The sequence below is a fragment of the Pseudoalteromonas sp. NH0006-26 genome, from assembly GCF_057552415.1.
The window spans coordinates 1-12,380 of the sequence record NZ_BAAJMJ010000005.1 but is presented as its reverse complement, the minus strand read 5'-3'; the positions used below and the strand labels follow the sequence as shown (position 1 = coordinate 12,380).

At 40.6% G+C, this 12,380-nt stretch carries 10 protein-coding genes; 1 reads left to right on the top strand and 9 read right to left on the bottom strand.

All coding sequences use genetic code 11. From position 1 onward, the window contains the following. The 4 genes from AC27JR_RS08880 to AC27JR_RS08865 form a co-directional block, all read right to left on the bottom strand. Complete coding sequence (locus tag AC27JR_RS08880; protein WP_008114079.1) at window positions 1-327, bottom strand: hypothetical protein; 327 nt, start codon at window positions 325-327, stop codon at window positions 1-3. Between the two features lie 123 nt (window positions 328-450). Beyond that, a complete protein-coding gene (locus AC27JR_RS08875; RefSeq protein ID WP_008114078.1) occupies window positions 451-1,953 on the bottom strand; it encodes an alanine/glycine:cation symporter family protein in 1,503 nt (500 codons plus the stop codon). Window positions 1,954-2,314: 361 nt separating this feature from the next. After that, window positions 2,315-3,442, bottom strand: a complete 1,128-nt coding sequence (locus AC27JR_RS08870; protein ID WP_131690803.1) for a M14 family metallopeptidase — start codon at window positions 3,440-3,442, stop codon at window positions 2,315-2,317. A gap of 192 nt (window positions 3,443-3,634) precedes the next feature. After that, entirely contained in the window at window positions 3,635-5,077 is a 1,443-nt protein-coding gene (locus AC27JR_RS08865; RefSeq protein WP_487173366.1) for a glyceraldehyde-3-phosphate dehydrogenase, read from the bottom strand. A gap of 485 nt (window positions 5,078-5,562) precedes the next feature. Here AC27JR_RS08865 and AC27JR_RS08860 point away from each other — a divergent pair, with 485 nt between their 5' ends. Further along, window positions 5,563-6,360 carry a DUF2989 domain-containing protein gene (locus AC27JR_RS08860; RefSeq protein ID WP_487173365.1) on the top strand — a complete coding sequence of 266 codons (798 nt, stop codon included), beginning with the start codon at window positions 5,563-5,565 and terminating at the stop codon, window positions 6,358-6,360. 41 nt (window positions 6,361-6,401) lie between these two features. Here the strand turns inward: AC27JR_RS08860 and ihfA are convergent, their stop codons facing one another. The 5 genes from ihfA to AC27JR_RS08835 all read right to left on the bottom strand — a co-directional run bounded on the left by ihfA (window position 6,402) and on the right by AC27JR_RS08835 (window position 11,932). Then, entirely contained in the window at window positions 6,402-6,698 is a 297-nt protein-coding gene (gene ihfA / locus AC27JR_RS08855) for an integration host factor subunit alpha (RefSeq protein ID WP_008114070.1), read from the bottom strand. 2 nt (window positions 6,699-6,700) lie between these two features. Continuing rightward, window positions 6,701-9,088 carry a phenylalanine--tRNA ligase subunit beta gene (pheT, locus tag AC27JR_RS08850; RefSeq protein ID WP_487173364.1) on the bottom strand — a complete coding sequence of 796 codons (2,388 nt, stop codon included), beginning with the start codon at window positions 9,086-9,088 and terminating at the stop codon, window positions 6,701-6,703. Window positions 9,089-9,103: 15 nt separating this feature from the next. Further along, window positions 9,104-10,084 (bottom strand): phenylalanine--tRNA ligase subunit alpha, encoded by a 981-nt coding sequence (pheS, locus tag AC27JR_RS08845; RefSeq protein ID WP_008468473.1) that lies wholly within the window; start codon window positions 10,082-10,084, stop codon window positions 9,104-9,106. 82 nt (window positions 10,085-10,166) lie between these two features. Then, a complete protein-coding gene (hda, locus tag AC27JR_RS08840) occupies window positions 10,167-10,877 on the bottom strand; it encodes a DnaA inactivator Hda (protein ID WP_487173363.1) in 711 nt (236 codons plus the stop codon). After that, window positions 10,877-11,932, bottom strand: coding sequence for a DUF2066 domain-containing protein (locus AC27JR_RS08835; protein ID WP_487173362.1), 1,056 nt, complete (start codon window positions 11,930-11,932; stop codon window positions 10,877-10,879). The genes hda and AC27JR_RS08835 overlap by 1 nt, the downstream gene beginning before the upstream one ends. Window positions 11,933-12,380: the final 448 nt, after the last annotated feature.

The following is a 12,380-nucleotide window of genomic DNA, read 5'->3' as shown; positions in this document are numbered from 1 at the left end:
TCATTTTTTCTTTTTCAGAGTCACTAAAATAATACGGTTAATAAGGTACCAAATACAGCCAATGCCTATGGCTGAGGTATACGCATACCACTGAAGTGTTTTTTCTTGAGGTTGTAGGAAGTACAAACAAAAGAAGCCACCTAAAAATAAGATCAGCGCTAAAAATGAGTGGTTCATAAACATTTGCTGCTTTTTAATTCGCTGCTCACGTTGAAGTTGTTGAACTTGCTCGGCATTTAATTCAGCAACGTTACTTTGGCAATGTGGACACTGCGGATGTTTATCTGAAATTGATTTTGCACATTTGGGGCAACGAATAATCGCCATACATCTCTCTCCATACTACGCATAAAAAAAGCGCCTTTCGGCGCTTTTCATTGTACTTGTTTTATTGCTCTTTGTCTTTTTTGAATTTAACCCAATAGTTCATATTAGGTTATTAGGGTCTGTTTATTCAGCGTCTTTAGATTGCTTTTCAAGACGTTTTTCCCAGAAAGTGGCGTTTTTAATCCCTAATTTAACGGGATCAAACGTAATTTCTCCACCTTTTTTCTTCTGGTCTTCATAATCACTCAAACATGTTAAGGCCGGTTTAGCGACAAAGAAAATAGCTAATATACCCAATATGTTGATCCATGCCATTAAACCAACGCCTATGTCGCCAATAGTCCAAATATAACCTGAGCTATTAACCATGCCGTAGGCTACCATAAACATAATGACAAGTTTTACGGCTACAAGCGGAATACTTCCTTTAAAGTAGCGGTTTAAGTACGCGATATTAGTCTCTGCAATGAAGTAGTAAGCCAGTATGGTGGTAAAAGCAAAGAAAAATAAGGCGATGCCTACAAACGCTTCCCCAAAGCCACCAAATACACTAAACAACGCCATTTGGGTGAACGCTGCTGAGCCCACTTCAGTTGCTGCATCAACGTTTTGTACAATGAATTGACCCGCAGGTAATTCACCAACAATGTTGTATTGCTGCGTTATTAAAATCATTAATGCCGTTGCTGTACATACAAAAAGTGTATCAACATAAACAGAAAAAGCTTGAACTAAACCTTGCTGTGCAGGGTGATCAACTTCTGCCGCAGCCGCTGCATGAGGGCCTGTACCTTGGCCCGCCTCATTTGAGTATATTCCACGCTTAACACCCCAGCCAATTGCGGCACCAAAGCCTGCTTGAGCTGTAAATGCATCACCAATGATGAGCGAGAAAATGCCCGGTATTTTGTCTAAGTTTATAAATACCACAATTAAGGCGAGAACGATGTAACCAAGCGCCATAAATGGCACAACAATTTGCGTAAAATTAGCGATGCGTTTTATACCACCAAAAATAATAAATGCTAAAACAATAAGAATAATAGCCAACGCAACCAGTTTAAAGCTGCCTACGTCACCAAAACTTGTAGAGACCATAGTGCCATCACCAAATACTTGAGTGAATGCATTACCTACAGCGTTTGCTTGTACCCCTGGTAAGAAAACCCCACAGGCTATAATTGCAGATACAGCAAATAAAACAGCCAGCCACTTTTGTCCTAAACAACGGTCAAAATAATACGCTGGGCCACCGCGGTATTGCCCGTCTTCTTCTAATTTATAAATTTGACCTAATGTTGATTCTGCGTATGCAGTGCTTGCACCTAAAAAAGCAACAACCCACATCCAGAAAATAGCGCCAGGGCCACCAAAACCAATTGCGGCTGCAACACCGGCAATATTACCAACCCCTACCCGGCCAGATAACGAGACAGCAAGGGCTTGAAAAGATGAAATCCCTTTCTCTGAAGTGTTAGGGCTAAATAATAGCTTACACATTTCTTTAAAATGTCTAACTTGAGCAAATCGAGTTAGCACTGAGTAAAATAAGCCTGCGCCTAGGCATAAATAGATGAGTGCATTACTCCAAACAACATCATTAACGGCGCTTACAAAAGCTTCCATGAACATCCTCACAGTTATATTTATTATTATTAATTACCATACTCTGCTATTCAGAATACCTGTCATAAGCTTTACGAAATAAGGGGTTAATCTTTTCCGTCTTTCTTATTGTTTAATTTATATTAACTTAAGTACCCAACCTTGTTAACAGTTAATTTTCAAAACAACTCACTATAGACTTGTCGATGACGTTTAACGAAGTGCAGGTTGATATAGACTATACGGTATTAAATCTGCCGAGAAGGTGTATAGGAACGTTTTGGTGCTGTGGTGGGTAAATTAATTTTATTTTCTGGTACGCCCGGTTTAGCTTAAAATAAAAAGGGTATCAATATTATTGATACCCTTTGAAACAAACGTTTTATCTTAAGTTGTCTACAACATTAACAATGGCTGCTAACGTGTCTTGACCAAATTGATATGAACGGCGATCTGACCAGCCGTAATCTGGATCTGGTAAGTCATTATTATCTTTAAATGGCATTTCAACTGTGTAAGTAAGCGCTTTAAATTCTTCAGCGGTCGCTGATGAACCTACTGTTAAGTTAGCTTGACCTGGTTCGTCTTTATCGTAGCCATGAGTATCTTGAAACTCTGGAGTAATCGTTAAAAGCGCGGCTTTAAAGCTATCTTCTAAACCTTTTAAGCGTGCATCATAGCTTGGTATACCTTCGCTACCGGCAACAAAGTTATATGGAATAGCTTCATCCCCGTGAATGTCTAGGTGCATGTCTAAGCCTGCTTCGCGCATTTTATTAAGCACCAAGTAAACTTCAGGGCTGTTTTCCATGCTTGGCGTTTGCCATTCACGATTTAAGTTAACCCCTTTAGCATTAGTACGTAAGTGACCACGTGCACTGCCATCTGGATTCATGTTTGGTACTACATAGAATACCGCTTTTGATAGTAAGGCTGCAGCATGTGGGTCTTCATCGTCAAGTAGCTTGTGTAATAAGCCTTCTACAAACCACTCTGCCATAGTTTCACCTGGGTGTTGGCGAGCGGTAACCCAAATGACTTTTTTATCTGCACTTGGCTGGCCAATCTTAAGCACGCTCATATCACGCCCATCTAGGGTTTGACCTAGTGTTTCTAGTTGGCAAATTTCTTGGCTTTGCGCCCATGCTAATAAGTCTAAATGACGGTCGTAGCTATAAGGAGCGAAATAGGCGAAGTAAACGCTGCTGCACTCAGGCTCAAGCTCAAATGTTAGTGTGCCATTTTCATACGAAGACGGTACACGAAACCATGTTTGACGGTCATATGAGGCAACCGCTTGGTAGTCTACCCAACCGTCTGGATATGCAGACTTATCAAGGTTATTAATATTTAACTGATGTAGTTGATAAGGCGTTGTTTCAAGACGAAAGTGAAACCACTGATAAAACTCAGACTGATAATCTTTATTAATTTCTAACTGAATATTTAACGGATCGGTGGCTTCAATAACTTTAATATTACCACTGTCAAAATTGCTACTGATTTTCATTACAACAAACCTATTAGTTAACTGTGTATCTTGACCAAGGGATTTAGCCAAGAGGTAAGTACGTGTTCATGCACTTTAAACGGCTATTACTACGTACCCAATTTAATAAAGCGTACCATAACCGCTTCACTTTAAAAATCTTCAGACCTAAAAAAGCCAGCAAGTGCTGGCTTTTCTTAATTGCTCATGTGTTTATCGAGGTAAACTTGGGAATGAGACTTCTGCCATGTCGCGCATACAGCGAACCACCTGACAGCTATAACCAAACTCATTGTCGTACCATACGTAAAGTACAACACGGTTATCATCAACAATGGTTGCTTGAGAATCAACAACACCTGCGTAACGGCTACCTACTAAATCGGTAGATACAATTTCAGTTGACGCTGTGTAATCGATTTGATCACGTAGGTCTGAGTGAAGTGCTGTTTCACGTAAAAACGCATTAAGCTCTTCAACCGTCGTGCCCTTTTCAAGATTCAAGTTTAAGATAGCTAACGATACGTTTGGTGTAGGTACACGGATTGCGTTACCTGTTAGTTTACCTTCAAGCTCTGGTAATGCTTTAGATACCGCTTTTGCTGCACCTGTTTCAGTGATAACCATGTTAAGTGCCGCAGCACGACCACGACGTTCTGCTTTGTGGTAGTTATCAATTAAGTTTTGGTCATTAGTGTATGAGTGAACTGTTTCAACGTGACCATTCTTAATACCAAACTGATCGTTTAATGCTTTCAATGTTGGTGTTATTGCATTAGTTGTACAGCTTGCAGCACATACAATTTTATCTTCAGGTAAAATATCTTGGTTATTTACACCGTAAACGATATTTTTAATGTTGCCCTTAGCTGGCGCTGTTAATAATACTTTTGCAGCACCTTTAGATTCTAAGTGTTGACCAAGACCAGCTTCATCTTTCCAAATACCTGTGTTATCAACAACAAGTGCGTTTTCGATACCGTAGGCGCTGTAATCAACTTCGCTTGGCGAATTAGCGTAGATAACTTGAATGTAGCTACCGTTAGCTTTAATTGCATTGCGCTCTTTATCAATGGTAATTGAACCATTGAACGGGCCGTGGATAGAATCACGACGCAATAAGCTTGCACGTTTTTCTAAATCGCCGTCTTTACCACCACGCACAACAATAGCGCGTAGGTTTAAATCCGCATAAGGGCCTGACTTTTCAATTAACAAACGTGCTAATAAGCGACCGATACGACCAAAGCCGTAAAGTACTACGTCACGTGGCGCTTTAGGCTCAGAATCAACAATTTCAGCTAGCTCGTCTTTAACGAACTCTTCTACTGAACGGCCATTCGCAGCATCTGTGTATAAATAGCTGTATGCTAATTTACCAATATCGATACGGGCAGAATTTAATTCCATTTTGCTGATAGCTTCTAAGAATGGGAAGCTTTCACGTAGGCGAAGTTTAGTTCCTTCAAACTGGGCTACTGATTTGTGAGACTTAATAATATCAATAGTGCTTGAGTTTACTAATGGACGGCCGTAAACAGCGATTTCAATACCACGATTACGGTACAATTTACCAATAATTGGTTGCATGCTTTCAGCGTAATCTTGACGTTCTTGCCAGCTACTTGTGTATTCTAACTCGTGAGATGAGGTCATTTTTTTTACCTAATTAAACAATTTTGAACGGATAGCCTAAGAATGTATCGAATTTTGAGAGCAACACATTCCTTCGGGCAGGCCTATTCTAATTTAATCTCATTTTATTCTCCACTGTTAGAGACTAAAGTTTAGGCTAGAATAATATTATATGAGGGTCTGTTGACCTTTGCGGATTAAAATTTGTTCAAACTAAGGGCAATTTAATCGCGGCGCAAGGTTTGTAACCTAGTGGGCTCGATAACTACTCCTGCGTTATTCTACTGGCTTACATCCATGTAAGAATAAGTAAAAAACGAGCGACAAAGAGTAAATAGCACAAGCAGAACCTTTCGGGCAGCGCCTGTTTGGCATTGATGCTGCGTTATCGCCTATTTATGGGGAATAACCACACCACATAGGCTCTGCCTTGCCTCAATACCAAACAGACTGCTGCAAATTCAACCTTGAAAGGTCAACAGACCCTAATAATTTGAGAGGCTCGGATGGTTTTTAAGCGCATAACCCTCACTTTTGGATTGTTGCTTGCAGGGTGCGAAGAATCTTTTACCGTTGAAGATGTTTGTGCGCAATCACCCGCCATGTGCAATGATCTTAACCACGATAGCCACTGTAAGGCACAGCGAGAGCGTACTATTTTTTCTCGCTACCGCGAATCCTTACAACCAACCGATGAGCACAAGTATCAATTACTCAAAGCGTTTGAGCACTACAACCAATGTATCGGCTTAGCTGCTAATATTCAGCATATAAAGCTAAAAGGTAAAACCACCGCCCGTCGACGAGCGTATCTCACTAGTAATAAAGAAATGGCACGTATTTATCAGCAAACACAAGCAACCACTCACCCTGGCCTACTCTATTACCATTGGTCAAGAAACAATGATGAAACAGCACTCACCCGGTTACTTGCTCTAGAAAATACTGCTGAGGTTGAAACGAGTGCTGAAATGCAATTTTACTTGGCGTCTTATTATATTAAAGTTGATGAGCACAAAGCGATTGGTTTTTTATACAACACACTGGCGTTAAATCAAGCTAAGCAAGTACCTGATCCAGAAATATACACCTCTTTAATTAGCCTTTTTTACAAGCATCATCAATATAAGCACGCGTACATTTTTGCCAAAATAGCAGAGCTCTCTGGGATAAAAAATATCGACATATTATTAATTGAGCAGCAGTTAATAGCACAAGGAAAGAATTTAGAGAGTTTAGATAGGTTAGCCGAGCAGACTTTGCAGCAAATAGATCAAGGAAAGTTTATTTCCCCCCGGAAATAATACAACAGATACAAAAAAGGCAGCTTGCGCTGCCTTTTTGTTTATTTTTTGCTTGTGCCTACTTCGACACGGGTCTTTAACTTTTGTCCCGGTCTAAAAGTAACTACGCGACGTGCTGAAATTGGAATGTCTTCTCCCGTTTTCGGATTACGTCCCGGTCTTTCTTTCTTATCTCGAAGATCAAAGTTACCAAATCCAGAGAGCTTAATCTGCTCGCCTTTTTCAAGCGCTGAGCGGATTTCTTCAAAAAACGCTTCAACTAAATCTTTGGCATCTTTTTTATTGATCCCGAGCTTTTCAAATAGGTGTTCAGCTATGTCGGCTTTAGTAAGCGCCATATCTAGTCCCTCAACGATGCATTAAACTGTTCGGCCAGTGCGGCCACCACGTTATCAACTACCTGATTGATATCTTTCTCTTCGAGTGTTCTATCAACCGCCTGCAGTGTTAGAGCAATCGCCAAACTCTTATAATTTGGCTCAATACCTTTGCCCTTATACACATCGAATAAGTTTAGGTCAACCAATTGATTTCCGCCAACTTTTCCGATGACGTTTAAAATATCACCAATTTTAACGCTGTCTTGTACTAAAATAGCGATGTCGCGGCGATTTGATGGGAATTTAGACACCCCTACAGCTTGAGGTAAATTTCTTTTTTCTAATGCCGACATTTCAATTTCAAACACAAAAGTAGCATTGTTGATATCTAACGATTTTTGCGCTTGAGGATGTAATGCGCCAAAGAAACCTACTTTTTTACCATCAACATAAATAACGGCAGACTGACCCGGGTGAAGACCATCCGATTGCTCAGCTTTAATTTCAAAGCGGCTAACATCGTTGGTAATTGCAAGTAATGCTTCAACATCCCCTTTTAGGTCATAAAAGTCGACATTGCGTTTTTCTTCAACCCAATGCTCACCATGTATCAAACCAGTAATAACGCCACCAATAACAGGCACTTGGTAAACGCCATTTTCTGCGCTTTCATCGCTGATAAATTTAAGGCCATGTTCAAATAAGCGAATACGAGGTTGTTGGCGGTTTTGGTTATACGCAACAGATGAAAGCAGCCCAGGCATTAAACTTACACGCATCGCTGACATTTCAATTGAAATTGGGTGCGGTAATACCAGTGCATTACACTCAGGGTGTAAAATAGCTTGCGCTTTAGGGTCAACAAAGCTGTAAGTAATGGCTTCTTGATAGCCACGTGTTACTAGCGCATTTCGAAAACGGCTCAGGGCAACAGTTGATTCATCATGCGTGGTCATTTTAAGTTTTGCTGTCGGTGCAACATTAGGGATGCTGTTATAACCGTACACTCGTGCAACTTCTTCAATTAAATCTTCTTCGATACGAATATCAAAACGGTAGCTTGGCACATCAGCGCTCCAGCTATCATTGTCAAATTTAACATCAAGTCCTAAACGCGTCAGAATATCGGTTACTTTCGCATCTTCAATATGATGACCAATAACGCGGTCTAAACGTGACCGACGTAAACGTACTTCAGTTACTTTAGGTAACTTATCAGCAGCCACAGCTTCAACAACAGGGCCCGCTTCACCACCAACAATTTCAAGCAGTAACGCTGTAGCGCGCTCCATTGCGTCATGTTGTAGCGCAAAGTCTACGCCACGCTCATAGCGATGAGATGCATCGGTATGTAAGCCGTAGCTACGTGCTTGACCAGCAATAGCCACAGGGTTAAAGAATGCGCTTTCTAACAGAATATCAGCTGTTTTGTCAGTAACGCCAGATTGCTCACCACCAAAAATACCAGCAATAGCTAGCGCTTTATGATGATCGGCAATCACTAATGTCGATTCATTTAACTTTGCAGTGTTACCATCAAGTAAAACTAATTCTTCACCTGCGTTTGCACTACGTACTTTAATTCCACCCTCAATCGCATTTAAATCAAATGCATGCATTGGGTGACCAAGTTCTAATAATACAAAGTTAGTCACATCAACAACCGGATCGATTGAACGTACACCACTACGGCGTAGCTTTTCAACCATCCATAAAGGAGTTTCAGCATTAAGGTTAATGCCTTTGATAACACGCCCTAAATAACGAGGACAAGCCTCATCGTTAACCAACTCGATTGATACTTTATCTTCAATTGTCGGTGCTACCGCTGGAATACTTAATGTATTAACATCAATGCTGTTCAGTACGCCAACTTCGCGGGCAAGGCCTTTAATACCTAAACAGTCACCACGGTTAGGGGTTAAATCTACATCTATGATGTTGTCATCTAACCCTAAGTATTCGCGTAAATCTGTGCCAATAGGCGCGTCAAGCGGCAATTCCATAATGCCATCGCCTTCTTCGCTAATGCCTAGCTCATCAAACGCACATAACATGCCGTGTGATGGTTGACCACGAAGTTTGGCCTTTTTAATTTTAAAATCACCTGGTAATACTGCACCAACAGTGGCAACAGCAACTTTAATACCTTGGCGGCAATTTGGTGCACCACAAACAATATCAAGCAGTTCATCACCACCAACATTAATTTTTGTTACACGTAGTTTATCTGCATCAGGGTGCTGGCCGCATTCAATCACTTCACCTACAACAACACCATTAAATTTGGCTGCTGCCGGCTCTACGCCATCTACTTCTAAACCAGCCATTGAAAGCTGTTCCGAAAGAGCTTGCGTATCAATTGCAGGATTTACCCACTCTCTTAACCACTTTTCACTAAATTTCATTTTATTTCTTCACTCTTAACGGAACTGGTTTAGGAATTTTAAGTCGTTTTCGAAAAACGCACGTAAATCGTTTACGCCGTAACGCAACATAGTTAAGCGCTCTACACCCATACCAAAGGCAAAACCGGTGTATTTTTCAGGATCGATACCAACAGACTTAAGTACGTTAGGGTGAACCATGCCACAGCCTAATACCTCTAACCATTTACCATCTTTACCCATTACATCAACTTCGGCTGAGGGCTCTGTAAAAGGGAAGAATGAAGGACGGAAACGAATTTCCATATCTTCTTCAAAAAAGTTACGTAAAAAGTCATGTAAAATACCTTTGAGCTCAGTAAAGCTAACGTCCGTATCAACCATTAAACCTTCCACCTGATGGAACATAGGTGTATGTGTTTGGTCGTAGTCATTACGGTATACACGCCCTGGTGAAATTATACGAAGCGGCGGCTGCTCTGTTTCCATGGTACGAATTTGCACACCACTAGTTTGAGTACGCAACACCAACTTAGGATTAAAGTAAAAAGTATCGTGGTCGGCGCGAGCAGGATGGTGCTCAGGAATATTTAGCGCATCAAAGTTATGAAAATCATCTTCAACTTCAGGGCCTGATTTAACTTCAAAGCCTAATTCACCAAAAAAGCTTTCAATACGCTCAATTGTACGTGTTACTGGGTGAAGGCCACCAGAGGGCATAACGCGCCCTGGTAAAGTTACATCGATAGTTTCAGCAGCTAGTTTTTCTTCAAGTGCTTTACTCGCTAAAAGCTCACGCTTATCATTAATTGCGCTTTGCACATCTTGCTTAGCTTGATTGATTACCTGGCCTGCTTCTTTGCGTTCTTCAGGAGCAATTTTACCCAGTGTTTTAAGTAAGCTGGTGATCTCGCCTTTTTTACCAAGGTAGTTAACCCTGATCTCTTCTAGTTGCGCGATTTCACTGGCACTGGCAACTGCCTCAAGTGCTTGCGCTAATATATTTTCTAAGTTCATTCGATACCTGATCTTTCAAAGAAGGTGATTACAATTTAGTTAGCTAATGATAACTGAAAGCAGGGTCTAGATTCTAGACCTACTACAGCTTTAGCGTTGATTTTATGAAAGGAATAGTTAATTTTCGCTGTGCAGCCATGGATGCATGATCTAATTTGTCTAATACATCCAATAAAGCGCGCATATCACGACTTAAACGGGTTAATAAAAACCGCGCACATTCGTCGCTAAGTTCAAGTCCACGCATGTTCGCCCGTTTAACCAGCGCTTGCGCTTTATCATCATCACTCATAGAACGAATTTGAAAAGTGGTACCCCACTTCAAACGCGATTCTAAATCGGGCAAGCTAATATTAAGCATATTTGGGAGTAAATCAGCAGTTACTACCAGCATTTTATTAGGCTCATTAAAGCGGTTAAAAAAGTTAAATAATGCTTTTTCCCATGCATCATTACCTGCCACTAGGTGAACATCATCAATACATAAAACATCTAGCGCCTCAAGGCCATCTAAAACCATCGGGCCAAAATGAAGAACTTCTCGCATTGATAGCAACATATTCGATAAGCCGCGCTCTTGCGCTTGAATACAGGTGGCATATAACAAATGGGATTTACCTGAGTCCCCTAAGCCACACAAATAAGTATACTGAAAAGCTTGAGATAGCTTAGAAAAACTATCTTTAAGATGGCTTACCTCTAATGAGTTTTCTCCCCCAAAATAAGAGGCAAATGTTTCATCATCCGGTAAAGTAACCGGTAGCGCCATTTGCATTGGCTCTTGAGTTAGCATTAGTTTTCAACCCATTGATACTCTAGGCTTTGCTTGTCAACTATGTGATAAAAAGCACGAGGGTCAACATAATCTTTAAAGGCATTATCAAGACCAAGGGCTTTTTTAAGGTCGTTAACAGTGCCAGTATGATCTAGCTTAAATTCAACCGAATCGGGAGTTTTACGTATGATAACCGCTTGGGTTACAACACTTAGGTTGAGTAGACGGCGCTTTGCCAATTCTATATCCACAAAATTATCAGTCCCTTTTAAGGTCAAATTAGCAGTACGCTGTTCATAATACGCATTAGGATCGATGGCGTATTCGCCAGCTAAACCTTGTGCTAAATCATCAAGCATTTGCGCAACAATTTGCTGTCTATAGCCAATAATTCGGTTAGATTCAAACATTTCATCATTGGTGAAGCGCCAATCTAATACCCAATTATCTGAGTTAAACTCTTGATACATCCTAGCAGTAATACTTCGCTCAGCACTGTAGCGTTTAGATGCCTCTTCTACTGGTTCAGAAAAGTTTCCCCAAACCTCAGGGACTCCAACAAGGCGTCTATCTTGTAAATCCAGCAAAGGCACAACCACAGGTAAGCCACGACGGCTTGCTTTATCATAAATGAGTTGCTCTAACTGTGGGTAACTTTCTTGCGTTACTAGTTCTCGTTGCCTGTTATCTTCAATTCCTAACCAGATAGCAACCAGTGGGCGCTGCACTCCCCATAGTGGCAAATTAAGATCTTTAATTAACGCATTGATCTTTCGAGCCTCAAATTTGACTAATAATTTAAGCTCTCCGAGGATACGTTCATCGTATTCAAATTTTAACATGTAATCAGATATGTCTTTGGTGCGCTGCTTCGCTAGCTGATTTTCGTCCGCGCTTTTATCACCGCTCACTTTTACTAATACGTTCAGCAACGCTTTGCGGCTAGCGTCTAAACGTGTATCACGAGATTTATCTTCTACAACCAAAATATCTTGATATAGATCAGTTACTTCAACTGCTGATACAGAAACACAAAAGAAAATGGATAAGGCGCTAATTAATAATCTATACACAGGCAAATCATTCATGGTTTTAAACTGTTTTGATCCTAAATCAAAGCCACTAACAAAGCAAAATTATATTTTTCTCAGTTACTAACACCATTAAGCTCGCTTTAATGATCATAAAAAACCTAAAAGCAAATACCGGCTAATTGGAATCGGTGCGCTACTTCGTAGCTACAGTAGGCTCGGTTCTGGTCAATTTTCTTCCTTTAACCTAATACCTTTAACCTCGAACCTTCTTTTGACTTTATTCTAGACGTAAAAAAGCCCGGCTCTTTCGAGTCGGGCTTTCTACTATTTGGAGTCGGTTCGCTACTTTTATAGCGACAAAACAGAATGTTCTTCTGGGACAGCATTGATAGCCTTAATAAAGGCATGGAGGTGGCTTTAGGCTGTTATTCTTTTGCTTTTAACCTAATGCCTTTAACCTTTTACCTTTGTTTTTCACTTTCCTACA

Bases quoted from the DNA above. Each gene is read 5' to 3' on its own strand.
- ihfA (WP_008114070.1), bottom strand. From the start codon at position 6,698: ATGGCGCTTACTAAAGCCGACATAGCTGAACACCTATTTGAAAAGCTC.
- AC27JR_RS08880 (WP_008114079.1), bottom strand. From the start codon at position 327: ATGGCGATTATTCGTTGCCCCAAATGTGCAAAATCAATTTCAGATAAA.
- hda (WP_487173363.1), bottom strand. From the start codon at position 10,877: ATGCTAACTCAAGAGCCAATGCAAATGGCGCTACCGGTTACTTTACCG.
- AC27JR_RS08860 (WP_487173365.1), top strand. From the start codon at position 5,563: ATGGTTTTTAAGCGCATAACCCTCACTTTTGGATTGTTGCTTGCAGGG.
- AC27JR_RS08875 (WP_008114078.1), bottom strand. From the start codon at position 1,953: ATGGAAGCTTTTGTAAGCGCCGTTAATGATGTTGTTTGGAGTAATGCA.
- pheT (WP_487173364.1), bottom strand. From the start codon at position 9,088: ATGAAATTTAGTGAAAAGTGGTTAAGAGAGTGGGTAAATCCTGCAATT.
- AC27JR_RS08865 (WP_487173366.1), bottom strand. From the start codon at position 5,077: ATGACCTCATCTCACGAGTTAGAATACACAAGTAGCTGGCAAGAACGT.
- AC27JR_RS08870 (WP_131690803.1), bottom strand. From the start codon at position 3,442: ATGAAAATCAGTAGCAATTTTGACAGTGGTAATATTAAAGTTATTGAA.
- pheS (WP_008468473.1), bottom strand. From the start codon at position 10,084: ATGAACTTAGAAAATATATTAGCGCAAGCACTTGAGGCAGTTGCCAGT.